Source organism: Enterobacter bugandensis (assembly GCF_900324475.1).
Classification (GTDB): Bacteria; Pseudomonadota; Gammaproteobacteria; order Enterobacterales; family Enterobacteriaceae; genus Enterobacter; species Enterobacter bugandensis.
In genome coordinates this window covers 1,475,826-1,499,452 of sequence record NZ_LT992502.1, presented here as the reverse complement: position 1 = coordinate 1,499,452, position 23,627 = coordinate 1,475,826, and the positions used below count along the sequence as shown (strand labels likewise).

The 23,627-nt window shown below is 57.2% G+C and carries 18 protein-coding genes and 1 pseudogene; 8 read left to right on the top strand and 11 right to left on the bottom strand.

Annotated features, from left to right (window positions below; all coding sequences use genetic code 11):
• Positions 1–6 precede the first annotated feature (6 nt).
• On the top strand, positions 7–2,370 hold the full coding sequence (locus DG357_RS07250; RefSeq protein ID WP_159087777.1) for a glycoside hydrolase family 31 protein: 2,364 nt from the start codon (positions 7–9) through the stop codon (positions 2,368–2,370).
• 187 nt (positions 2,371–2,557) lie between these two features.
• On the opposite strand, the gene DG357_RS07245 is transcribed toward DG357_RS07250, so the two are convergent.
• Positions 2,558–4,153: an ABC-F family ATPase gene (locus DG357_RS07245; RefSeq protein WP_088204904.1), complete on the bottom strand. Its 1,596-nt coding sequence runs from the start codon at positions 4,151–4,153 to the stop codon at positions 2,558–2,560.
• Between the two features lie 222 nt (positions 4,154–4,375).
• Between DG357_RS07245 and ldtB the strand changes: the two genes are divergently transcribed.
• The gene (gene ldtB / locus DG357_RS07240) at positions 4,376–5,296 is read left to right on the top strand and encodes a L,D-transpeptidase (RefSeq protein WP_008501186.1); all 921 of its coding nucleotides are present in this window, start codon (positions 4,376–4,378) and stop codon (positions 5,294–5,296) included.
• Positions 5,297–5,337: 41 nt separating this feature from the next.
• Here the strand turns inward: ldtB and DG357_RS07235 are convergent, their stop codons facing one another.
• Genes DG357_RS07235 through DG357_RS07225 form a run of 3 tightly spaced genes read right to left on the bottom strand, consistent with a single transcriptional unit; the run spans position 5,338 to position 8,820 of the window.
• Positions 5,338–6,054: a GntR family transcriptional regulator gene (locus DG357_RS07235; RefSeq protein ID WP_025912880.1), complete on the bottom strand. Its 717-nt coding sequence runs from the start codon at positions 6,052–6,054 to the stop codon at positions 5,338–5,340.
• A gap of 15 nt (positions 6,055–6,069) precedes the next feature.
• Positions 6,070–7,392, bottom strand: coding sequence for a PTS sugar transporter subunit IIC (locus DG357_RS07230; RefSeq protein ID WP_088204903.1), 1,323 nt, complete (start codon positions 7,390–7,392; stop codon positions 6,070–6,072).
• A gap of 51 nt (positions 7,393–7,443) precedes the next feature.
• Positions 7,444–8,820: a glycoside hydrolase family 1 protein gene (locus DG357_RS07225; protein ID WP_088204902.1), complete on the bottom strand. Its 1,377-nt coding sequence runs from the start codon at positions 8,818–8,820 to the stop codon at positions 7,444–7,446.
• A 298-nt stretch (positions 8,821–9,118) separates the two neighbouring features.
• Between DG357_RS07225 and DG357_RS07220 the strand changes: the two genes are divergently transcribed.
• Positions 9,119–10,222 (top strand): succinylglutamate desuccinylase/aspartoacylase family protein, encoded by a 1,104-nt coding sequence (locus DG357_RS07220; RefSeq protein WP_088204901.1) that lies wholly within the window; start codon positions 9,119–9,121, stop codon positions 10,220–10,222.
• A 98-nt stretch (positions 10,223–10,320) separates the two neighbouring features.
• On the opposite strand, the gene DG357_RS07215 is transcribed toward DG357_RS07220, so the two are convergent.
• The 6 genes from DG357_RS07215 to mntR form a co-directional block, all read right to left on the bottom strand.
• Positions 10,321–11,361 carry an aldo/keto reductase gene (locus tag DG357_RS07215; protein WP_088204900.1) on the bottom strand — a complete coding sequence of 347 codons (1,041 nt, stop codon included), beginning with the start codon at positions 11,359–11,361 and terminating at the stop codon, positions 10,321–10,323.
• A gap of 104 nt (positions 11,362–11,465) precedes the next feature.
• Positions 11,466–12,989 (bottom strand): efflux transporter outer membrane subunit, encoded by a 1,524-nt coding sequence (locus tag DG357_RS07210; RefSeq protein ID WP_028012454.1) that lies wholly within the window; start codon positions 12,987–12,989, stop codon positions 11,466–11,468.
• The gene (locus DG357_RS07205) at positions 12,989–14,560 is read right to left on the bottom strand and encodes a DHA2 family efflux MFS transporter permease subunit (RefSeq protein WP_028012453.1); all 1,572 of its coding nucleotides are present in this window, start codon (positions 14,558–14,560) and stop codon (positions 12,989–12,991) included. Before DG357_RS07205 ends, DG357_RS07210 begins: the two co-directional genes overlap by 1 nt.
• Positions 14,557–15,651: an HlyD family secretion protein gene (locus tag DG357_RS07200; protein WP_088204899.1), complete on the bottom strand. Its 1,095-nt coding sequence runs from the start codon at positions 15,649–15,651 to the stop codon at positions 14,557–14,559. The genes DG357_RS07205 and DG357_RS07200 overlap by 4 nt, the downstream gene beginning before the upstream one ends.
• Positions 15,652–15,752: 101 nt before the next feature.
• Positions 15,753–16,862: an anion transporter gene (locus tag DG357_RS07195; protein ID WP_088204898.1), complete on the bottom strand. Its 1,110-nt coding sequence runs from the start codon at positions 16,860–16,862 to the stop codon at positions 15,753–15,755.
• Positions 16,859–17,332: a manganese-binding transcriptional regulator MntR gene (gene mntR / locus DG357_RS07190; RefSeq protein ID WP_028012450.1), complete on the bottom strand. Its 474-nt coding sequence runs from the start codon at positions 17,330–17,332 to the stop codon at positions 16,859–16,861. Before mntR ends, DG357_RS07195 begins: the two co-directional genes overlap by 4 nt.
• Before the next feature lie 183 nt (positions 17,333–17,515).
• Between mntR and mntS the strand changes: the two genes are divergently transcribed.
• The 3 genes and pseudogenes from mntS to DG357_RS07175 all read left to right on the top strand — a co-directional run bounded on the left by mntS (position 17,516) and on the right by DG357_RS07175 (position 20,763).
• Complete coding sequence (gene mntS / locus DG357_RS07185) at positions 17,516–17,644, top strand: manganase accumulation protein MntS (protein ID WP_032644847.1); 129 nt, start codon at positions 17,516–17,518, stop codon at positions 17,642–17,644.
• A 269-nt stretch (positions 17,645–17,913) separates the two neighbouring features.
• Positions 17,914–19,497, top strand: a complete 1,584-nt coding sequence (locus DG357_RS07180; RefSeq protein ID WP_028012449.1) for a phosphoethanolamine transferase — start codon at positions 17,914–17,916, stop codon at positions 19,495–19,497.
• Positions 19,498–19,619: 122 nt separating this feature from the next.
• Positions 19,620–20,763 (top strand): annotated as a pseudogene (locus DG357_RS07175) (IS481 family transposase).
• A gap of 128 nt (positions 20,764–20,891) precedes the next feature.
• Here the strand turns inward: DG357_RS07175 and ompX are convergent.
• Positions 20,892–21,410, bottom strand: a complete 519-nt coding sequence (gene ompX, locus DG357_RS07170) for an outer membrane protein OmpX (RefSeq protein WP_028012448.1) — start codon at positions 21,408–21,410, stop codon at positions 20,892–20,894.
• 355 nt (positions 21,411–21,765) lie between these two features.
• Here ompX and rhtA point away from each other — a divergent pair, with 355 nt between their 5' ends.
• Positions 21,766–22,653: a threonine/homoserine exporter RhtA gene (rhtA, locus tag DG357_RS07165; protein WP_041910716.1), complete on the top strand. Its 888-nt coding sequence runs from the start codon at positions 21,766–21,768 to the stop codon at positions 22,651–22,653.
• A 299-nt stretch (positions 22,654–22,952) separates the two neighbouring features.
• A complete protein-coding gene (dps, locus tag DG357_RS07160; RefSeq protein ID WP_008501171.1) occupies positions 22,953–23,456 on the top strand; it encodes a DNA starvation/stationary phase protection protein Dps in 504 nt (167 codons plus the stop codon).
• Positions 23,457–23,627: the final 171 nt, after the last annotated feature.

Genomic DNA, 23,627 nt, shown 5'->3' with positions numbered 1-23,627 from the left:
TTGCATATGAAAACCCTGAAAAACTGGACCGTCGATAAGCAGTCTGCGAATCATCTGGAGCTGCTGGTCGATAATCAGCACCGCCTGTGCCTGTACGTGCTGGAACAGAACCTGTTCCGCGTGCTGATCAAACGCAAAGGCGAGCTGGCGCTGGACCGCACCTGGAGCATCGCGCCGGAACAAGACGTGCCGTGGGAAGGCCGCCGTCGTGACGACTTGAGCGGTTTCTCCTGCCCGGCCTGGACCCTGACGCAGCAGGATGACGCAGTGACGGTGGCAACCGAGCAGCTGCGCGTGACCGTCCACCAGCCCCTGTGGCTGGAGTGGCACTACCGTAATGATGCGGGCGAATGGCAGCCGCTGGTCCAGGATCGCCCGACCAGCGCCTACCTGCTGAACGCACACGGCGATGGCGTGGCGCACTATCTCAGCCGTCACAAGGATGAGCGTTTCTACGGTCTGGGCGAGAAAGCGGGCGATCTGCAGCGCAACGGCAAACGCTACGAGATGCGTAACCTGGACGCGATGGGCTATAACGCCGCCAGCACCGATCCGCTTTATAAGCACATTCCGTTTACCCTCACCCGCCGCGATGACGTGAGCTACGGCCTGTTCTACGACAACCTGAGCAGCTGCTGGCTGGATCTGGGCAACGAGATCGACAACTATCACACCGCCTATCGCCGCTGGCAGGCGGAAGCGGGCGATATTGATTACTACCTCTTTACCGGCGCGCGCGCGCTGGACGTCACCAAAGCCTTCGTGCGCCTGACCGGGAAGACGCTGTTCGGACCGAAATGGAGCCTTGGCTACAGCGGCTCGACCATGCACTACACCGACGCGCCGGACGCGCAAAACCAGCTGATGAACTTCATCCGCCTGTGCGAAGAGCACGCCATTCCGTGCGATTCGTTCCAGCTCTCGTCCGGCTATACCTCCATCAACGGCAAGCGCTACGTCTTCAACTGGAACTACGACAAGGTGCCGCAGCCGAAGGCGATGAGCCAGGCCTTCCACGACGCGGGATTGAAGCTTGCGGCCAACATCAAGCCGTGCCTGCTGCAGGATCATCCCCGCTATAACGAAGTGGCGGAGAGCGGCCTGTTCATCCGTGATTCAGAAACCGATGCGCCTGAACGTTCCAGCTTCTGGGATGACGAAGGCTCGCACCTCGACTTTACCAACCCGCAGACGGTGCAGTGGTGGCAGAACGGCGTGACCACGCAGCTGCTGGAGATGGGCATCGACTCCACCTGGAACGACAACAACGAGTATGAAGTGTGGGACGGGGAAGCCCGCTGCTTTGGCTTCGGCAAGGAGATCGCCATCAAGCACATTCGCCCGGTGATGCCGCTGCTGATGATGCGCGCCTCGCTGGAAGCGCAGCAGCGCTTTGCGCCGGAAAAACGCCCGTATCTCATCTCCCGCTCCGGCTGCGCCGGGATGCAGCGCTACGTTCAGACCTGGAGCGGCGACAACCGCACCAACTGGGACACCCTGCGCTATAACATCCGCATGGGGCTGGGCATGAGCCTGTCCGGATTATTCAACGTCGGGCACGACGTCGGCGGTTTCTCCGGCGACAAGCCGGACGCCGAGCTGTTCGTGCGCTGGGTGCAGAACGGCGTAATGCACCCGCGCTTTACCATCCATTCCTGGAATGACGATCGCACCGTGAACGAGCCGTGGATGTACCCGGGCGTGACCCCTGCGATCCGCAGCGCCATTGAGCTGCGCTACCGCCTGCTGCCGTATCTCTACACCCTGCTCTGGCAGGCGCACGCCGACGACGAGCCGATGCTGCGCCCGACCTTCCTCGACCACGAGCACGACGCGCAGACCTTCGAAGAGTGCGATGACTTCCTGCTGGGCCGCGACCTGCTGGTCGCCAGCGTCGTCGAAGCCGGGCAGCGCGAGCGCCGCGTCTGGCTGCCAGATAACGAAACGGGCTGGTACGATTTTTACACCCACGCGTGGTATGCGGGCGGGCAATCCATCGTCCTTGATGCGCCGCTGGAAAAACTGCCGCTGCTGGTGCGCGCCGGGGCCGGTCTGCCGTTGAGCGAGCGCATCACGCATGTGAGTGCTGAAAAAGATACGACCCGCGAGCTGAAGCTGTTCCCGGTTAAAGGCGTCGGCACAACCACGGGGCTGCTATTTGAAGACGACGGTGAAAGCTGGGGCTATCAGAAGGGCAATGCGCTGTGGGTGGAATGGGAAATGGAGTGTGATGGCGCAACCATCAACCTGAAGGTCAACGCGCGCGGGGATTATCGTCCGGCGTGGAAGGCGCTGAAGGTGTCATTACCTGTAGGGGAAAAACGTACGCTGCGGGTGAACGGGGTTGAAGGGAGCGAGTGGGTGGTGTAGTGCGGCCTGATGCCCTCACCCTAGCCCTCTCCCACAGGGAGAGGGGATAAAGGCACGACGCCTTTCCCTAAGTATTTCGCGCTGCAGGAAGGCGGCAAACCTGTGAATCCCCGGGAGCTTACATAAGTAAGTGACCGGGGTGAACAGGTGCAGCCAACGCATCTGCAGCGTGAAAGACGACGGGAAATTAGCCGTCGATACCTTTGCTGCGCAGGTAATCTTCGTAGTTACCGGTGAAGTCCACCACGCGCTCTGGCATAATTTCGATCACGCGGGTCGCCAGGGAGCTGACGAACTCACGGTCGTGAGAGACGAAGATCAGGGTGCCCTGATACATCTCCAGCGCCATGTTCAGCGATTCGATCGATTCCATGTCCAGGTGGTTGGTCGGTTCGTCCATCACCAGAATGTTCGGTTTTTCCATCATCAGCTTGCCGAACAGCATGCGGCCTTTTTCACCACCGGAGAGCACTTTGGCCGGCTTTTTGATGTCGTCCTGGCTGAACAGCAAACGACCCAGAATGCTGCGCACCGCCTGCTCGTCGTCACCTTCCTGCTTCCACTGGCTCATCCAGTCGAAGACGGTCAGGTCGTTTTCGAACTCATATTCGTGGTCCTGCGCGTAGTAACCAATCTGCGCGTTTTCAGACCACTTCACGGTGCCGTTGTCCGGCTGCAGTTCACCCACCAGGGTTTTCAGCAGGGTAGATTTACCCACGCCGTTGGCGCCCAGAATGGCAATCTTCTCACCCACTTCCAGCAGCAGGTTGAAGTTTTTAAACAGCGGGCCTTCATCAAAGCCTTTGGTCAGCGCCTCAACTTCCAGCGCGTTACGGAACAGTTTCTTGTCCTGCTCGAAGCGGATGAACGGGTTCTGACGGCTGGAGGCCTTCACTTCTTCCAGCTTAATTTTGTCGATCTGACGGGCACGCGATGTTGCCTGACGGGATTTAGAGGCATTAGCGCTGAAGCGGCTCACGAAGGATTGCAGGTCCGCAATCTGCGCTTTCTTCTTGGCGTTGTCGGCAAGCAGACGTTCACGCGCCTGGGTGGCTGCCGTCATGTATTCGTCGTAGTTGCCCGGATATACGCGCAGCTCGCCGTAGTCCAGATCCGCCATGTGCGTACAGACCATGTTCAGGAAGTGACGGTCGTGCGAGATGATGATCATGGTGCTGTCGCGGTCGTTCAGAGTCTGCTCCAGCCAGCGGATGGTATCGATGTCCAGGTTGTTCGTTGGTTCGTCGAGCAGCAGGATGTCCGGGTTAGAGAACAGCGCCTGTGCCAGCAGCACGCGCAGCTTCCAGCCTGGCGCGACTTCGCTCATCGGGCCGTAATGCTGTTCAACCGGAATACCCACGCCCAGCAGCAGCTCGCCCGCACGCGCTTCCGCGGAGTAGCCGTCCATTTCGCCGTACTGGGTTTCCAGATCGGCCACTTTATAGCCGTCTTCTTCGCTCATTTCGGCGAGACCGTAGATACGATCGCGCTCCTGCTTCACTTCCCACAGCTCCGCGTGCCCCATGATCACGGTGTCGAGCACGGTGAACTCTTCGAAGGCGAACTGATCCTGACGCAGCTTACCGATACGCTCGTTCGGATCGAGCGACACGTTGCCCAGCGTCGGCTCTAAATCGCCGCCGAGGATCTTCATAAAGGTGGATTTTCCGCTACCGTTGGCACCAATCAGGCCGTAACGGTTGCCGCCGCCAAATTTGACGGAAATGTTTTCGAACAGCGGCTTACTGCCAAACTGCATAGTGACGTTGCTGGTAACTAACACGGAGAGATTCCTGCGAAAAGTGTGATAAACACGGCATTATGCCACAATTCCGAATTGAGATCCCGTGTTGCGGCAATCCACTAAACTTTAACAAAATCGAAAAAAATGTGATTTCGTACACATCTGAATTCCCTGTTAGCGGGAATGCACATATAATGCGCTCCCATCACAGATTCAGACTTATCAACTCATCGCCTGAATGGCTTAGATACCTCGCACAACATGAACATGAAATTAACAACGCTTTTTGCGGCGGCGTTAGCCGTAGTAGGTTTTTGTAAGACCGCGTCTGCGGTGACGTATCCCCTGCCGACAGACGGAAGCCGTCTGGTGGGTCAAAACCAGGTGGTGACGGTGCCTGAGGGTAACTCTCAGCCGCTGGAGTATTTCGCCGCGCAGTACCAGCTGGGCCTGTCCAACATGCTGGAAGCGAACCCGGGCGTTGACCCGTATCTGCCAAAAGCAGGTACCGTGCTGAATATTCCTCAGCAGCTGATCCTGCCGGATACCGTTCATGAAGGCATCGTGATTAACAGCGCCGAAATGCGTCTGTATTACTACCCGAAAGGCACCAACACCGTTATCGTGCTGCCAATCGGTATCGGCCAGTTGGGTAAAGACACCCCGCTGAACTGGACCACCAAAGTAGAGCGTAAGAAAGCAGGACCAACCTGGACGCCGACGGCAAAAATGCACGCGGAATACATCGCTGCGGGCGAGCCGCTGCCCGCCGTTGTGCCAGCCGGCCCGGATAACCCGATGGGCCTGTACGCGCTGTACATTGGTCGTCTGTACGCCATCCACGGCACCAACGCCAACTTCGGTATCGGCCTGCGCGTGAGCCACGGCTGCGTGCGCCTGCGTAACGACGACATCAAGTTCCTGTTCGAAAACGTGCCGGTCGGTACGCGCGTGCAGTTCATCAACGAACCGGTGAAAGCGACGTCCGAGCCAGACGGCAGCCGCTACATCGAAGTGCACAACCCGCTCTCCACCAGCGAAGACCAGATCAACAACAACGAGATCGTGCCGATTACGCTGAACAGCGCGGTGCAGTCAGTGACCTCTCAGCCAGACGTGGAAACCACCATCGTCGACCAGGCGATTCAGAACCGTTCCGGTATGCCGGTGCGTCTGAATTAATCACGCGTATTAAAAAAGCGGGCTTCGAGGCCCGCTTTTTTTTATCCGTTATTCACAATCACAATCCCGCCGTGGTCGTAGCGATAGTGGCAGTGGGCATACTCCAGCGGCGTGCCATCTTCCAGATAAATGACCTGCTCCACCTCCAGCACCGGATCGGTTTCCTCACAGACCAGATGCTCTCTGTCCAGCGCGCTGGGCTTTAGCGCCCGCACGACCCGGTATGACCCCATAATTTTCAGCCCCAGGGTTTCCTGAACGTACTGAAACACTGACCCTTCAAGGTGGTTTTTCGTCAGGCCCGGCACCAGATTCATCGGCATCACTGTGGAATCCAGCGACATCGGTTCGCCGTTCAGTAGACGCAGGCGAATGAAGTCGTAGATCGGCGCATCGGCGTTAATCATCAGCGACGCCTGCTCTTTTTCGTTCGGGAAGCGCAGTTCGAAATGCACCACCTGGCTCGTGACCGTACCCAGATGCGCCCAGGTTTTGGTCGCGCCAAAGTAGTCGCTGCCGGAGAGATCCCACTGCGAGAGCTGGAGGAAGTTTTTGCGGATGAACGTCCCTTGCCCCTGACGGGTGTAGACCAGCCCTTCGACGATCAGCTGGCGCATCGCCTGCTGAATAGTCATCCGGCTGGTGCTGAACTCCGCCGCCAGTGCAAACTGGTCCGGCAGGGGTTCGTTGGCGGCGTACTGCTGGCTGATAATGCGTTTCTTAATTTCCCGCGCTATGGTGATGTACTTCGCCGCCATCGTCCTTCCTTTCTGTTAGTTTTCTATCCCGCTGTTTTTCAACGCCACTCGCTCGGCAATTTTGAGGAAAGGCAGGTAGAAGAATACACCAAATACGATGATTGCCAACTGGACCACCACGGCGCGCCAGTCCCCCGCCGTCGCCAGCCAGGCGCTGAGGATCGGCGGCGTGGTCCAGGGGATCATCACCACGCAGCGGGACATTAACCCCAGCGTGGTGCAGAGCCAGGCGAAGTAAATGCCGATGGCGGGCAGCAGCACAAACGGGATCATCAGCGGCAGGTTAAAGACGATCGGCAGGCCGAAAATCACCGGCTCGTTGATGTTGAACAGGCCCGGCGCCAGCGACAGACGCGCCACCTGCTTCGCCGATTGTTGCCGCGAGAAGATAAAGATGGCGATCAGCAGCGAGATCGTGCTGCCCGTACCGCCCACCATGCCAAACGTCGGCACAAAGATGTTGTTGATGATGTGCGGGATCGGCTGTCCGTTGGCGAAGGCCAGCATGTTCTCGTTGGTGTTGATCAGCAGGAACGGCTCCAGCACCACACTGTTGACCACCGACTGATGAATGCCGAGCGTGAACAGGAAGTTGCCGAAGCTGTAGATGAAAATCGTCCCCGGCAGGCTGGTGTTGATCAGCCGCAGCGGCTGCTGGATAAAGGTCGTAATGAGATGGATCAGATCCGTATGCAGCACGTTCGCCAGCAGCGCCGCCAGCACGGCGAACACCGACAAGGTAAGAATGGTTGGGATCAGCGCGGTAAAGGATTTGCTCACCGCCGGGGGCACGTTTTCCCCCAGCGAAATGTGTAGCGCCTTCAGCCGCGAAATGGCGATGAACAGCTCGGTGGAAAGCAGGCCAATCAGCACCCCGGCGAAAATCCCGGTGGAGCCGATATTGGCGAAGGTCAGCACCTGCGTGACGTTCACCGCAGCCTCGCTGCCAACGGGCGTAACCTGTAAGCGCATCGGCATCATGATGATAAAGCTGCTGACGGCGATAACCACTGCCGAGACCGGATTGTCGAAATCTTTGTTGCGCGCCAGCGACCAGGCAATCATCGGCGCCAGCAGCAGCGCGGCGATGTTCAGCGTACCGTTAATAATCGCCTCGCCCCACACCTTAAACTGTGTGAGCGTGTCGCCCTCAAAAATCCACGGGAACACCACGTTGTTCACCAGCACCGCCAGACCGGCGAGGATGAAAATCGGCATCACCGTGGCGAAGGCGTCGCGCAGGGATCGCAGGTGCACCTGGTTTGCCAGGCGCGCCGAGAACTCAACAAATTTATCGACAAAGGACTGCATGTGCGGTGTGATTTTTGTTTCAGACATAGCGGAGTGTTCCCATCAATCAGTCACAAAAACGGCCCGGCAGCGTACGGCTTACATCTCGCGTCCGTTGGTATGGATAACCTGTTTTAACCACGCGTAGCTCTTCTTCGGCACGCGCTTCAGGTCTTTCAGGTCGTGATTCTCGCGGTTGACGTAGACCACGCCGTAGCGCTTACGCATGTCCCCCTGCGAGCTAAGAATGTCAATTAACCCCCAGCCGAGATAGCCAATGACCTCTGCGCCATCCTCGAATATGGCTTCCTTCATGGCCTCGATATGCGCCCGGTGGTAGTCGATGCGGTAGGTGTCCTCAATCGGGTTGACCCCGTCCCAGGACTCAATTACCCCAATACCGTTTTCAATCGGGAAGACCGGCATCCGCCAGTCGTTGGCATAGCGAGTGATGATGGTGCGAAAGCCCAGCGGATCGATCTGCCAGTTCCACTCGGTGGCTTTCAGGTAGGGGTTATTTTTCTCACCGTGCAGCAGGTAATAGTTGACCGGCGTGCCTTCCGGGATCGCATCGCTGTCCAGCGTTTTGCTGGCGTAGTAGCTGAAGGCCATAAAGTCGTTTTTCGTGCGGGCAAACAGAGCGAGATCGTCGGCGCGATAGATATCACCGAAGCCCTCCTGCTCCACCACCGCCATCACCGCCGGGCTGTAGCCCTGGCCGGCAAAGACGCGCAGCAGGTTCTGGTTGAGGAATTCGTCATACTGCTGGGCGCAGAAGATATCGCGCGGCTTGCAGGTGGCCGGATAGATCAGCTGGTGCGCCAGCATGCCGCCCATTAGCTGGCCCGGTTTTGTCTGGTGCAGATACTCGGTCAGCGACATGTGCGCCACCATCGCATGGTGCTGAAGCTCATACAGCTCGCGCAGGGTTTTCTCGCCTTTCATATAGCCGGAAATGCGGAACGCTTCCGGCATATGGAAGATGTTCTGCTCGTTAAAGGTCAGCCAGTACTTTACGCGGTCGCCGAAGCAGTCGATCATCTTTTTGCCGTAGCGGATAAAAGCCTCCACCACGCGGCGATCGTTGAAGCCGTTGTACTCCTGCGCCAGCGCCAGCGGCATGTCGAAGTGGTAGAGGCAGACCATCGGCTCGATGCCGCGGGCGATGAGATCGTCAATAAAGCGGTCGTAAAAGGCGATGCCCTCGTCGTTGAACGCGCCGTCGCCCTGCGGGCAGACGCGGCTCCAGGAGATCTGGAAGCGGTAGCAGTTCATGCCCAGATCCTGCATCAGATCGAAATCTTCCCGGTAGCGGTGGTAGGAGTCGGTCGCCACCTTCCAGTCGGAGACGTTTTCTCCGGCTTCACGAATGTCGTACACCGACATCCCCTTCCCACCCTCGTTCCAGGCCCCTTCCGTCTGCATGCTGGACACCGAGTTGCCCCATAAAAAGTTGGCCGGTAGTGAATTGTTCATGCTCTCTCCCTATATGCCTAGTCATTTAAAATCTCATGACTAGTCATATAGGCGAAGATGAAATTTCGATCAAAGGGGAGGATCGTTTTTTGTGAGGAATGTCGGAAAGAAGCGCTGAGCAGGAAAAATGAATAGCGAAATCCTGTTATTTAGGCCTGAGCGCTAGCCTATGCAGAATCACATTTCCCGAACGTGCCACTGGCTGGCCTCATAAAATCATTATTAACTTAATGCGCACCAACCACGGCCCAGGCCAGAACATAAAAATCTCAACCCTATCAAATGGAAAATGACGCTCATGAAGATATCTACTCGCCGTATCGCATTCGCTCTCAGCTTAGCGTTGCCCGGCTCAATGACTCACGCGGCAACGGTGTATACGGGTGATAAAGTGCAGGGAGTGCCGGTTATCTCTACGCTGGATGTATCAGACCTGCCAGCCGGACAACATCGCTTCATGTTCGAGGGGGTTGAGACAGGAACGGGACAGCGCTGGTATGTACCCATAATGGTGGCAAAAGGGAAAACGGACGGGAAGAAAGTCCTTCTGCAGGCGGGCGTCCACGGGGATGAGCTAAACGGCGTGCGCATCGTACAAAAAGTGATGGAACAACTGGCCCCCGAAAAAATGAACGGCAGCGTTATTGGCATCATTGGCCCAAACCGTTCTGGCCTTGAGAGAGTCTCCCGGACATGGTCTGTTTCAACCGATGGGGGTGAAACGATCGACTACAATCGCGTCCATCCAGGAAAAGAAACGGGTAACCCTGCTGAGCGTCAGGCATGGATGATGTGGAACAAGGTTTACAAGGGGAATGTCGACCTGGCGATTGACTATCACACCCAGTCTACCGGAACGGCTTATCCGCTGTTCATTTATGCCGACTACCGCAATGCGGATGCCCGGACAATTGCGGAACTTTTTCCGGCAGATCAAATTAAGAAAGACCCCGGCGAAGCCGGCTCAATGGAAACCACCTTTATTCAACATGGTATCCCGGCGATAACGGCCGAGACGGGAGAGCCGAGGATTTACCAGCAGGATATGATTGCCCGGGGTTTAGAGGGTGCTCTCAATGTACTGATCCATTACAAGGTGATTGAAGGCAAAATCGGCGCAACCGCCAGCAGCAATAAAACGTATATTGGTAATGCGATCAGTTCCATACGAGCAACTACGGGTGGGTTTGCGGAAGTTTTCGTTAAACCCGGCGACACGGTAAAAGCAGGACAAGAGGTCGCCCTGCAGCGAAATGCTTTCGGTGATGTTGTCGCGAAGTATTCAGCGGAAAGGGACGGCAAAGTACTGGCAATTGGAACAGATGTGGTCAGAGAGCCCCGAGCCCTGCTGGTAAGAGTCCTTGAGCAAAACCCAGCCGCAACCTGCAAAGACGGCTGCTGATTACCGCCACAGCCCATCGTTGAATCGGTAAAAGCAGCTTATCGTCATTTCTTCGATATCATCCCCGGCAGGCGAAGCGCCGCCGGGGATGAGGAGCGTTATTGTTGCGCAAGCTGATTGCGACGATATTCCCCCTGACGCTCCAGCATCCAGCCCGGATATTCACGCGGCAGCGCGCTGACGGCATCCAGCTGTTTAAGCTCGTCTTCGCTTAAGCGGATCCCGGTGGCGGCAATGTTGTCGTCAAGCTGATCGACGCGTTTCGCACCAATAATTACGCTGGTCACCGCCTTCTGGTGCAGCAGCCACGCCAGCGCGATTTGCGCCACGGAGGCGCCCTTACTTTCGGCAATCACGCGCATCACGTCCACGCAGTCAAAGGCGCGCTCTTTGTCCACCGGCGGGAAGTCGAACGCCAGACGGCGGCTACCGGCTTCGCTCTGCCCGTCGCGACCATATTTTCCACTCAGCAGGCCGCCCGCCAGCGGGCTCCAGACCATCAGCCCGACGCCTTCGCTCTGCATCATCGGCACCAGCTCGCGCTCAAGATCGCGTCCGGCAATAGTGTAGTACGCCTGCAATGACGCAAAACGCGCCAGCCCGAGTCGCTCGGAAATGCCCAGCGCTTTGGCTATCTGCCACGCCGCCCAGTTCGAGACGCCGATGTAGCGCACGTGGCCGTGCTGCACCAGGTTATCCAGCGCATACAGCGTCTCCTCAATCGGCGTGGCCGGATCGAAACCGTGAAGCTGATAGAGATCGATATGATCGAGCTGCAGGCGACGCAGGCTCTCCTTCACGCTGCTGATGATGTGATAGCGCGAGCTGCCGCGCGAGTTCACTCCCGCCGTCCCGGTTTCGCCAAATACTTTAGTCGCGACCACCACGTTCTCGCGCGGGACGTTGAGGTTTTTCAGCGCCTGCCCGAGGATCGCCTCCGAGCGCCCTTCCGAGTAAACGTCCGCGGTATCGATAAAGTTGATACCCGCGTCCAGCGCGCGACCCACCAGCTGTTCTGCTTCGCTCTGCTGGAGCTGACCAATCTTGCCCCACATGCCGCCTTCTCCGCCGAAGGTCATGGTGCCGAGGCACAGTTCAGAAACGAACAGACCGGTGTTGCCCAGTTTTTGATAACGCATAAGATAATCCTCGCATGTCGATTGGGTACCCGATAGTTATACCCGCCCCTCAGCCATCGCGAATGTGGCGTTCCTGTCCGTTTCTTGCCCAATCCTCTGAATATTTATCCGCGCGGGGCGTCGCCAAAGACACTGTAGTCCGGGAGCTGCACCTGCTGATACGGCTCCCAGCCGCCGCCGAGCGCCTTGTAGAGCGCCACCAGATCGAGGGCGCTCTGGACCTGCGCCTGCGCGCGCTGCTGCTCGGCCTGCGCCAGCTGACGCTGGGCGTCCAGCACGTCGATAAAGCTGGCGATCCCCTGCCGGTAGCTGTCGCTGGCTAAATCAAAGGCGTTTTGCAGTGCGTCGATGGTTTTCGCGAGGCCCGCCTCACGCTGCTGGTCGGTGCGATAGCTCACCAGCGCGTTTTCCACATCCCCGAGCGCGGTCAGCACCGTCTGGCGATAGTCCAGTACCGCAGCGCCCTGCTGCGCTCGCGCCACCTTAACGCTGGAGACCAGCCGACCACCCTGGAAAATCGGAATGGAAACCTGCGGGCCGAAGCTGTAGAAGTGGCTGCTCCAGTCGGTCAGCCAGCCGGATTCGCTGTTGCGCAGGCCAAACTGTCCGGAGAGGGTAAAACTCGGGAACAGCTCGGCCACCGAGACGCCAATCTGCGCCGTGGCGGCATGAAGGTTGGCCTCCGCTTCGCGCACGTCCGGACGGCGGCGCGCCAGCGTGGACGGTATACCAGTCTGCACGATATCCGGCAGCGCGGGCATTGGCTGCGCTGATTGCAGCTCGCTATCCAGCGCCCCCGGCGGCTTGCCGAGCAGAATAGCCAGCCCGTTCATCGCCTGGCGTTCCTGGGCCTGATACTGCGGCAGCTGGGCTTCAAGATTGCCCAGCTGCGCCCGGGCGTTTTCCACGTCCATCTGCGGTGACAGCCCGCCGCGCTGGCGGCTTTCGGTCAGGTCCAGCGTCTGCTGCGCGCTTTTAATCTGGGTGTTCAGGGTAGCGATAATGCTCTGCGCCCCGCGCAACTGAAGCCACGCGCGCGCCACTTCCGCTTCCAGCGACACCAGCGCATCGTTACGCTGTTCGATGGCGGCCTTCTGCTGCGCCTCGGCGGCTTCCACCTGACGGCGCACCTTGCCCCAGAGGTCGATTTCCCACTGGGCGTCGAAGCTGCCCTGATAAAGGTTAATCGGCTGCGTCAGCGGCCCCAGAGCGCCTCTGAGTTCAGGGTCGACATTATCCAGCTGGTCGTACACGCCGTGGGATTTTAGCTCCCCTTCCAGCCCGAGCTGCTGGCGCGTCGCCTGCAGATTGCCGTTCACCGACGGGAAAAATGCCCCGCCCGCCTGGTTAATCTGTTCACGCGCCCCGGCAATGCGCAGTACCGTTTGCTGCAGCGTCAGGTTTCCGGCGATGGCGCGTTCAACCAGACTGTCGAGCTGCGGCGAGCCGAAGGTTTTCCACCAGCGCGGATTGGTCGCGGCGGAGGTGGTTTGCGATTTTACCGCGCTGTCGCCCTTATCGTTCCAGTGCGTAACGGCGGGTGGCGCAGGCTGCTGGTAGTCCGGCCCGACGGCGCAGCCCACCAGCAGCATCATTATCATCAGGGGGTGTAAACGTCTGTGTATCATCAGTGTGCTCCTGCACTCCCCTCGCTCTTAACCGGCGAGAGCAACAAACAAAACGGAATCAATAGCAAGGCCACGGCGCTCAGAATGGTGAAGACGTCGATGTAGGCCAGGAAGCGGGACTGCTCGATCATCGTCTGGTACATCCGCCCGGTGGCAATCCCGGTCGGATCGCCCACCTGGGTGGTGAAGTTCTGGATCGCCTGGGCGCTTTCGCGAATCGCCAGCTGGAACTGCTCGTTAAACGGCGAGGCGTGGTAGGCAAGGTGCGCGCTGTGCGCCTGCGCGCGCTCGGTGATGGCCGCCGTCGAGAGAGAAATCCCGATGGATCCCGCCACGTTGCGGAACATGGTAAACAGCGCCGCCGCATCGGCGTTGAGCCGTCTCGGTATCGAGATGAAGGCGATGGTGGTGAGCGGCACAAACAGGAACCCCAGACCAATCGACTGGGCGCTGCGGAACAGCACCAGGGTTTCGAAGTCAATATCCGGCGTCAGCGTGCGCGACCAGAAGAACGACACCGCCAGGCAGGTAAAGCCAAAGGCGATGATCCAGCGCGTCTGCACCACCGGCATCAGCTTCAGCACCAGCGGGATGGTCAGCACGATCAGCACCGCGCCGGGCGAGAGCACCAGCCCGGACCAGGTCGCGGTATAGCCCAGATCCTGCTGCGCCAGTTGCGGGATCACCACCGAACTGCCGTAGAGGATCATCGCCATCCCCGCCATCAGCAGGCTGGAGATCGCGAAGTTGCGGTCCTTCATGCAGTGCAGATCCACCACCGGCTTTTTGGCATACATCAGCCAGTAGATTGCGCCGATAATGCCGACCAGCGTCAGCACCGCGAAGGTGCGGATAAAGTTCGAGTAGAACCAGTCATCATCCTCGCCCCGGTCGAGCATCACCTGCAAACAGCCAAGGCCGAGGGCGATCAGGCCGATCCCCGTCCAGTCGATGGTCAGCTTCTCTTTTGATTTGCTCTCCCACGGCGGATCTTCCAACAGCTGGTAGATCGCCAGCACCGTCACAATCCCCACCGGGATGTTGATAAAGAACACCCAGCGCCAGGAGTAGTTGTCGGTGATCCAGCCCCCCAGCGTCGGGCCGAGCACCGGCGCGACGATAATCGCAATGGAGGAAAGCCCAAACGCTTTGCCCCTGTCCTCCGGCTTGAAGTAGTCAAGCAGCACCGACTGCTGGGTGGGCTGCAACCCGCCGCCAAAGAAGCCCTGCATTACGCGGAACAGGATGATTTGCCACAGCTCGGTGGCGATGCCGCACAGAAACGAGCAGATGGTGAACATCACGATGCAAATGAGGAAGAACTGCTTGCGGCCAAACAGCCGGCTCAGGAACGCCGAGATGGGCAGCACGATGCCGTTCGCCACCAGGTAGCTTGTCAGTACCCAGGTGGATTCGTCGTAGCTGGCCGAGAGCGACCCCGCCACGTGCGGCAGCGCGACGTTGACGATGGTAGTGTCCAGAATTTCCATGAACACCGCCAGGGTGACGACAATCGCCACCGCCCACGGGTTACTGGCGGGCTTCCAGTTATCGTGGCTATGATCCGTCATTCCACGGTGACCTTCGGTTCAACCGACAGCCCCAGCGGCAGCGGCTTGTTCGGATCCAGACCTTTATCAATGACGATTTTTACCGGTACGCGCTGAACAATCTTCACGAAGTTACCGGTGGCGTTTTCCGACGGGAAGGCGGAGAAGCGCGAGCCGCTGCCCTGCTGGATGCTGTCGATATGGCCTTCAAGCTCCATATCCGGCCAGGCATCCACGGAGACGCTAACCTTATCGCCGGGCTTCATGCGCTCAAGCTGGGACTCTTTAAAGTTCGCCACCACCCATACGTTCGGGGAGACCAGCGAGAACAGCGCGGTGCCCGCCTGAACCAGCGTGCCGGGCTGCACGTTGCGTTTGGTGACAAAGCCGTCGAACGGGGCGCGGACTTCGGTGTAAGAGAGGTTCAGATTCGCGGTTTCCAGCTGCGCTTTGGCCTGTTCGACCTGACGCTCGCGGGCTTCGACGTTGGTCTCCTGCTGGCGGATTTGCAGCTGTACCTGCTCCGCCACTTCCAGCTGCGCCTGTGCGCTGGCAAGGCCAGCCTGGGCGCTGCGCAGCTGAGCGTTCGCAGAATCAATACTTTGCTGGGTGGTCGCGCGCGGGTCGACGCCGCGCTGGCGGCGGTATTCCGCCTGCGCGTTCGCCAGATCGGCCTGCGCTTTCAGCACCTGCGCTTTGGCTTCGTCACGCTGGGCGGGATACTGCACTTTTGAGAGCGCCAGCTGCGCCTGAGCCTGATGCAGCTGCGCGATAGCCAGCCCAAGCTGAGCCTGAGCCTGATCGCGCTGGGCGGTGGTATCACGCGGATCGATCACCACCAGCACATCCCCTTTCTTCACGCGCTGGTTATCCCGCACGCGAAGCTCGGTAACGTAGCCCGCCGTTTTGGGGGCAATGGTCACCACGTTGCCGTCGGTAAAGGCGTCGTCGGTGGTCTCTTCGTTGCGGGTTAAAAACCACCAGACCAGCGCCACGATCACCATCACGATGACCACGATGCCAAGGATAATTAACGGTTTTTTGCCCGGGCGTTTACGCTCGTTATTGTTTTTATCCTGCTCGTCAGCAGGTGGATTTTGTTCTTCTGCCATAATTCAGCAACGGTCCTGTCAGTGAGCGGCATCACACTATGCCGTTCACTAAAGCTAGGACGTTGCTATACATTTGCCAGGAAAAACTGACAAATTGCGCACTATATGAGAAGGAATAGTCCGAAACCGATCGCCGCAGCCCAGAGCAGCATCGGGATCGACCAGAGGTGGAAGCGCCACCAGATGCGACGGTCGTTGGCCATGCGCAGGGCGATCAGGTTTGCCAGGGAGCCGGGCAGCAGCCCAAACCCACCGATGTTCACCGCCCAGGCCAGCAGCGTGTCCGGCGGAACGTAGTTGAGCAGCAGAATGGTGGCAGGCACGTTGCTGATAAACTGCGACAGGCCAATCGCCGTCAGCCACAGCCCCGGCTGCGACAGCGTGCTGACGCTGTGCAGAACGTTTTGCAGCACCGGAAGCTGAATAAGCAGATGCACGTCGATGAACATCGCCATAAAGACCAGCAGCAGCGTCCAGTCCACGCTCACCAGCACGCGCCGCGCCAGCACGACAAAGCCCGCGGCGACGAGCAGGACGCCCTGGAGCTCATACCTCAGCTCCAGGGCGAACAGAAAGACGATATACAGCCCGAGGCAGCTCCAGACCAGCCGCGGCTGCCACTGCGGGCCCGTGGTCCCGCTATGGTATTGCAGCTTTTTATCCGGAAACGCGAACCAGCAGACCGCCAGCAGCGACAGCATCATCACCAGCGCCAGAGGCGCCATCTGCCAGGTAAAGGCGGCGAATGACAGACCGGAACGTCCCCAGAGAAGAATATTTTGCGGGTTGCCGATGGGCGTCAACAGAGAACCGGCGTTAACGGCGAGCGCTTCAAAGATGATCAGTCTGCTGACCGGGATCTCGCAAAGCTTACGCAGGGTGAGCGTGAGGGGCACGATGATAAACAGCGCCACATCGTTGGTCAGAAACGTCGACAGCACCGCGGCGGAGAAGACCATAAACAGGGCCAGCCTGCGCTCGGTGGCAAAACGGCGCACCATTTTACGCCCCAGGACGTCAAAATAGCCGCTCAGCTCGACCCCTTTGGTCAGCATCATTAACCCGCTCAGGGTGATGATGGTGCGCCAGTCAATCGCCGCAGACCAGGCCTGTGGCGCAAACGGCACAAACAGGCTTAACCCGGCGCCAATGATTAATAAGAGATGGAAGAAACGATCGCGTGAGAGGGCCTGCAGTCCAGGGATTTTCATTCAGCGGAGGGACCATATTTAAGGGTAAATTCGCGAAACTTCACCAGCGTCTCTTCGCTAACGTGGTGCTCCATTCCTTCCGCATCCCGACGGGCAATTTCCGGGCTGACGCCCAGCACCAGCAAAAAGTTCTCGACAAGCTGATGGCGCTCGCGGCTCTCCTGCGCAAGCTTCTCCCCTTCCGGCGTCAGAAACACGCCGCGCCAGGGGATCATTTCGATCAGGCCTACCGAGGCCAGACGTTTTAACATTTTAGCGACCGTCGGCTGCGAAACCCCGAGCCTGGCGGCCATATCGACCTGACGCGCTTCCCCAACCTCGCGGATCAGATCGGAAATCAGTTCAACATAATCATCAATCAGTTCACGCCGGTGCGCTTCACGGACCTGGCGAAAACCTTCGACATGTTCTTCAACATTCACCAGTTGCGTCGTTTTTTTAATGGCTGGCTTACCTGCGCGACGGTTCATTGTACTTCCTCATTGGGGTGACGCTTCCAGCGCCCGGTATCGAGAGCGCACATTGTAAACCATCCCTCCACAAGCACAAAAAATTAACGAAATAGCCATAGCTATACAATATAGCCTGTGCTATATCTGTATGTAATGCAGTCACCCTTCACGGATCGAAGGGATCAAACTTCAGGAGGTCTCATGAACGAATTCAAGAGGTGTATGAACGTGTTTACCCACTCTCCTTTTAAAGTGCGCTTAATGCTGTTGAACATGCTGTGCGATATGTTTAACAACAAACCGCATCAGGACGACAAACCTTCCCACTAAGCGGCGTTGCGGTACGCCGCTTCATTTTTCTGTCACACTTCCGCTGTAAACTGACCAATTCCCGATAATTTTTGCGGATTTGCAGCCCCCTTCGCAAAACATCTGTTTAGCAACTGTTGACCTTAATTCACGCTCGCACTATCTTCTTGCAGCCCTGCACAATTTGCGGCTCGCTGAAGCGGACCTCTCATTCCCTTTCCACGCACTGTCCGGCAGGCTTTGACCCTTGGCGCCAGGGTGAGCACATGGCGTTTTTGTGATAGTGACCTATGAATGTAACCCTGATAGATACCATCGTTACCCGCAGCCGGGCCTTAAGCCCGTGGACGGGATTTTACTTTTTGCAGTCGCTGCTGATTAACTTTGCGCTCGGCTATCCCTTCAGCCTGCTTTATGCAGTGGCTTTCACCTGCATCCTGCATGTGCTGTGGCGAGCGGCCCCGCGCGTGCAGAAAGCGTTGGTAGGGGTCTGTTCGCTGATTGCTGCGATGTATTTCCCGTTTGGCCAGGCCTACGGCGCGCCAAACTTCAACACCCTGCTGGCGCTGCACTCCACCAATATGGAAGAGTCGACGGAGATCCTGACGATCTTCCCCTGGTACAGCTACGTCGTCGGCCTCTTTATCTTTGCGCTTGGCGTCATCGCGGTTCGTCGCAAAGCAGACGCGAAGAGATCATGGGGAAAAATGGAGTCTCTGTGCCTGGCGTTTAGCGTGGGGACGTTTTTCGTTGCGCCGGTGCAAAACCTGGCCTGGGGCGGCGTGTTCAAGCTGAAAGATACGGGCTATCCGGTGTTCCGTTTCGTTAAAGACGTCGTCGTGAACAATAAAGAGGTTCTCGACGAGCAGGCGCGCATGGCTGAACTTTCCAATATGAAAGACACCTGGAACGTGCTGGCGGTTAAGCCGAAATACCATACCTATGTGGTGGTGATTGGCGAGAGCGCACGTCGCGACGCGCTGGGCGCTTTCGGCGGGCACTGGAATAACACGCCGTTTGCCAGCTCTGTCAACGGCACCCTGTTTACCGATTATGTGGCGGCCAGCGGCTCGACGCAGAAATCGCTCGGCCTGACGCTGAACCGCGTGGTGGATGGCAAACCTCAGTTTCAGGATAATTTTGTCACGCTGGCCAACCGCGCCGGTTTTCAGACCTGGTGGTTCTCCAATCAGGGGCAAATTGGCGAATACGACACCGCCATCGCCAGTATTGCTAAGCGTGCTGACGAAGTGCAGTTCCTGAAGAGCGGTGATTTTGAAGCCGACAAAAACACCAAAGACGAGGCGCTGCTGAAGATGACGGCGCAGGTCTTTGCTACCCCGCGCACCCAGCCGCAGCTGATTGTTCTGCACCTGATGGGATCGCACCCGCAGGCCTGCGATCGCACTGGCGGTAAATACGCGGAGTTTGTGCAGTCGAAAGAGACCTCTTGCTATCTCTATACTATGACGCAAACCGATGAGCTGCTCAGCAAGCTTTACGATCAGCTGCGCAATACGGGCGAAAGCTTCTCTGTGGTCTATTTCTCGGATCACGGGCTGGCGTTTAAAGAGCGTGGCAAAGAAGTGCAGTATCTGGCGCACGACGACCAGTTCCAGCAGAATTTCCAGGTGCCGTTTATGGTGCTGTCGAGCGATGATAAAACGCATCGCGTTATCAAAGCGCGGCGCTCGGCGAATGATTTCCTGCAGTTCTTCTCGCAGTGGACGGGGATTAAGGCCAAAGAGATAAAAAATGATTACCCGTTTATCTCCAACAAGAAAGCGCCCCCAGTGTACGTTACCAACTTCAAGTTACAGAAAGTTGACTATAACCATCTGGGTACCGATATTTTTGATATTAAGAGTAAGTAAGCTGTGCGGTCTGATACCCTGACCCTCTCCCACTGTACGGTCCGGGGACATAGTGAACACTTGTTCGGGGACATGGTAGACACTTACAACTGAGGCATAAGAACCCGTTTATGGAGTCGCTTATGCCCTGGGATGCGAGAGATACCATGTCATTACGTACCGAGTTTGTACTGTTCGCCTCGCAGGACGGGGCGAACATCCGTTTCCTCTGCCGTCAGTTCGGCATTTCTCCTGCCACCGGCTACAAGTGGCTTCAGCGCTGGGCTGAGGAAGGTGCCTCCGGTCTTCAGGACCGCTCCCGCGCACCTCATCATTCCCCGAACCGCTCATCTGACGACATCACGGCCCTGCTGCGCATGGCGCATGACCGTCATCAACGCTGGGGCGCCCGCAAGATTAAGCGCTGGCTTGAAGACCAGGGGCACCGTATGCCCGCCTTCAGCACCGTCCATAATCTGATGGCCCGTCACGGTCTGCTGCCGGGCGCATCACCGGGCGTTCCGGCTACGGGACGCTTCGAACATGACGCGCCGAACCGGCTCTGGCAGATGGATTTTAAGGGTCACTTTCCCTTTGGCGGTGGCCGCTGCCATCCGCTCACCCTGCTGGACGACCACTCCCGTTTTTCCCTGTGCCTGGCGCACTGTACCGATGAACGGCGCGAGACCGTGCAGCAGCAGCTGGTCAGCGCGTTTGAACGCTACGGCCTGCCGGACAGGATGACGATGGACAACGGCTCACCGTGGGGCGACACCACCGGCACCTGGGACGGCGCTGGAGCTGTGGCTGATGCGCCACGGTATCCGGGTGGGGCACTCCCGGCCTTATCATCCGCAGACGCAGGGCAAGCTGGAGCGTTTTCACCGCAGCCTGAAGGCGGAAGTGCTGCAGGGAAAATGGTTCGCGGACAGCGGAGAGCTGCAACGCGCTTTCGATCACTGGCGCACGGTGTACAACCTTGAACGCCCGCACGAGGCGCTGGATATGGCGGTACCGGCCTCGCGTTATCAGCCGTCTGCCCGGCAGTACAGCGGCAGCGTAACGCCACCTGAGTACGATGAAGGGGTGAAGGTCAGGAAAGTGGATGTCAGCGGAAAGCTGAGCATACAGGGTGTCAGTCTGAGCGCAGGCAAGGCGTTCAGGGGAGAACGGGTCGGGCTGAGGGAGACGCAGGATGACGGCTGCTATGAAGTGTGGTGGTACAGCACGAAAGTGGGGGTGATCGACCTGAAGAAAAAGTCGATCACCATGGGTAAAGGATGTTAAAAAGTGTTCACCATGTCCCCGAACACCTGTCTACCATGTCCCCGGACTGTACACCCACAAGGAGAGGGGAAAAAGCTAAAAAAAAATCCGCCACATTGGGCGGATTTTTTATTAGCTCACCGAAGTGATTAGAAGCGGTAACCTACGCCCGCGATCCAGGTGCCAACGTCAACGTTGCGGATACGGCTCTGCTCATAGGAGAAGTCCAGAGCCACGTCCTGGATTGGGTTGAACTGCAGGCCTGCGCCATAGGAGAAGCCGTAGTCGCTGTTGCTTGCAGTGCGGTTCAGACCCTGGTTTTCGGTCTGCTGGAATTTACCGTAGCCAACACCTACAACACCGTAGATGCTCGCCCAGTCGTTCAGACGGTAAGCTGGACCAGCAGTGATACCGTAGTACTGGCCTTTGTTGTATGCGCCGTTTTCAGTACGATCTTTCTCGGTGTAGGTGAAAGAACCGATCACGCCCAGCGGGTTGTTATCCTGCTCGTAACGATACTTCAGGTTGAAACCGTTGGTTTTGTTCATCACGCCCTGCATATCGCTCTGAGCGTAACCACCAGTTACAGTAGAAGTAGCAGCTACAGCGGTACCTGCGGAAACAGCCAGTACAGCGGCCAGTGCTGAAAGACATGCAATTTTTTTCATAACCACCTCAAATGTGCTTCAAGTAAGTCCGTAAGTTTTAAATATATCAAAAAATTTTGCGAAACTCTTTGTGATTCGTGATGTCTAATGAGGCCTTTCCTGTAACAGAACGTTTCCAACCTCAGCTAACTCTTTCAAATCACATGCGATTTTTCCTACTAAACGCCCATATTGCGCGTCTGCGCCGTTACATTCATCCAGATTATTCCTAATCTTTCAGGTGATAAATCCACCAGCGCTTAACCATTTTACGGATTTCACGGGTCTTTTTTTTCAACGTAGTCTCAACCGTAGCTGTATATTTCCTTTACACTGCAACCTTTACTCCACTTGACATTAGCTGACAGGAGAAAGGATGCCTGGGTTATCCCGCACGTCGTCGGTCTGGTTGCCGGTAGCCGTCATACTTATTGCCATGTTGTCCATCCAAAGCGGTGCTTCGCTGGCAAAATCGCTTTTTCCACTGGTGGGTGCGCCCGGGGTAACAGCCCTGCGTATCGTGCTGGGAACGGCGATACTGGTCGTCATCTTCAAACCCTGGCGTCTGCGCTTCAAAAAAGAGCAACGTCTCCCCCTGCTTTTTTATGGTCTGTCCCTCGGGGCAATGAACTATATGTTCTACCTCTCCATCCAGACCATCCCGCTGGGGATTGCCGTCGCGCTGGAGTTTACCGGCCCGCTGGCGGTCGCGCTTTTCTCGTCACGTCGTCCGGTGGATTTTATCTGGGTCGTGCTGGCCGTTCTGGGCTTATGGTTCCTGCTGCCGCTCGGCCAGAATGTCTCTGAGATTGATCTCACGGGCGCAGCGCTGGCGCTGGGAGCAGGAGCCTGCTGGGCTGTCTATATACTCACCGGGCAGCGAGCGGGTGAAGAGCATGGCCCGGCAACGGTCGCCCTGGGTTCCGTGATTGCGGCTATCGTTTTTGTGCCGATCGGTATGGCGCAGGCCACGGAGTCTATCTGGCAATGGTCAGTCATGCCCATCGGGCTGGCGGTCGCTATTCTTTCAACGGCTCTCCCCTATTCTCTGGAGATGATTGCCCTGACGCGTCTGCCGACGCGCATATTTGGCACTCTGATGAGCATGGAGCCCGCCCTTGCGGCGATCTCCGGGATGGTGTTCCTGGGCGAAACGCTGACGTTTACCCAGACGCTAGCGCTCTGCTCAATTATCGCGGCGTCAATGGGGTCAACGCTCACCATGCGCCCTGAACCTAAAGTTGAGAAAATCGACATCGGCTAATGCCATATATTCTGCATGGCTTCACGGCCATGCAGAATAAAGGCCAGAATGCCATCTGTTATAATTTCTTACATAGTTTGTCATATTACCGAAATATCCTTCCCCACCCATTCTCCTCAATGCGAATTAAGATTGATCTGTATCAATTTTAAAATTATCTTTTAATTTCAATAAATTAAATTATCAACCTCCTTCTTGCTATTAAACCGATAGGCACAGCCAGACCGCAGAGAAAAAATCCGGTGCTATACTTAGTTCCGTAATTACCTGGGACATAAACATCAAGAGGATATGAGATTATGAGTACCGCTAAACTGGTGAAAACGAAAGCGTCTAATCTGCTTTATACCCGTAACGATGTATCGGATAGCGACAAAAAAGCGACCATTGAGTTGCTGAATCGCCAGGTGATCCAGTTCATCGATCTTTCGCTGATCACCAAACAGGCCCACTGGAATATGCGCGGTGCAAACTTCATTGCCGTCCATGAAATGCTGGATGGCTTCCGCACAGCACTGGTGACACACCTCGATACGATGGCTGAACGTGCCGTTCAGCTGGGTGGTGTCGCGCTTGGGACCACGCAGGTGATCAACAGCAAAACGCCGTTGAAAAGCTACCCGCTGGATATCCACACCGTTCAGGATCACCTGAAAGAGCTGGCGGACCGCTACGCGATTGTGGCCAATGACGTGCGCAAAGCGATTAGCGAAGCCAAGGATGAAGATACCGCAGACATCTTCACCGCCGCATCCCGCGACCTGGATCAGTTCCTGTGGTTTATCGAATCTAACATCGAGTAATCCATAAGACTTTCCTGTCAAACCCTCGCCTCTGGTGAGGGTTTTGCACATTTATGGTGCACAGTTTTTGCCTGAGACGGTCCAAAAGTGAATAAATTGTAATAATCACCTCACACAACCGTTAATGGAAGATTGTTTTTTCGTCAGAATTTACGCTTAATATCTCCCCGT

Excerpts from the sequence above, each read along its gene's own strand:
- DG357_RS07225 (WP_088204902.1), bottom strand. The coding sequence starts at position 8,820 with ATGAACAATTCACTACCGGCCAACTTTTTATGGGGCAACTCGGTGTCC.
- mntS (WP_032644847.1), top strand. The coding sequence starts at position 17,516 with ATGAACGAATTCAAGAGGTGTATGAACGTGTTTACCCACTCTCCTTTT.
- DG357_RS07230 (WP_088204903.1), bottom strand. The coding sequence starts at position 7,392 with ATGTCTGAAACAAAAATCACACCGCACATGCAGTCCTTTGTCGATAAA.
- DG357_RS07195 (WP_088204898.1), bottom strand. The coding sequence starts at position 16,862 with ATGAAAATCCCTGGACTGCAGGCCCTCTCACGCGATCGTTTCTTCCAT.
- ompX (WP_028012448.1), bottom strand. The coding sequence starts at position 21,410 with ATGAAAAAAATTGCATGTCTTTCAGCACTGGCCGCTGTACTGGCTGTT.
- DG357_RS07200 (WP_088204899.1), bottom strand. The coding sequence starts at position 15,651 with ATGGCAGAAGAACAAAATCCACCTGCTGACGAGCAGGATAAAAACAAT.
- DG357_RS07235 (WP_025912880.1), bottom strand. The coding sequence starts at position 6,054 with ATGGCGGCGAAGTACATCACCATAGCGCGGGAAATTAAGAAACGCATT.
- DG357_RS07180 (WP_028012449.1), top strand. The coding sequence starts at position 17,914 with ATGAATGTAACCCTGATAGATACCATCGTTACCCGCAGCCGGGCCTTA.
- dps (WP_008501171.1), top strand. The coding sequence starts at position 22,953 with ATGAGTACCGCTAAACTGGTGAAAACGAAAGCGTCTAATCTGCTTTAT.
- DG357_RS07210 (WP_028012454.1), bottom strand. The coding sequence starts at position 12,989 with ATGATACACAGACGTTTACACCCCCTGATGATAATGATGCTGCTGGTG.
- DG357_RS07215 (WP_088204900.1), bottom strand. The coding sequence starts at position 11,361 with ATGCGTTATCAAAAACTGGGCAACACCGGTCTGTTCGTTTCTGAACTG.
- DG357_RS07205 (WP_028012453.1), bottom strand. The coding sequence starts at position 14,560 with ATGACGGATCATAGCCACGATAACTGGAAGCCCGCCAGTAACCCGTGG.
- mntR (WP_028012450.1), bottom strand. The coding sequence starts at position 17,332 with ATGAACCGTCGCGCAGGTAAGCCAGCCATTAAAAAAACGACGCAACTG.
- DG357_RS07220 (WP_088204901.1), top strand. The coding sequence starts at position 9,119 with ATGAAGATATCTACTCGCCGTATCGCATTCGCTCTCAGCTTAGCGTTG.
- rhtA (WP_041910716.1), top strand. The coding sequence starts at position 21,766 with ATGCCTGGGTTATCCCGCACGTCGTCGGTCTGGTTGCCGGTAGCCGTC.
- DG357_RS07250 (WP_159087777.1), top strand. The coding sequence starts at position 7 with ATGAAAACCCTGAAAAACTGGACCGTCGATAAGCAGTCTGCGAATCAT.
- ldtB (WP_008501186.1), top strand. The coding sequence starts at position 4,376 with ATGAACATGAAATTAACAACGCTTTTTGCGGCGGCGTTAGCCGTAGTA.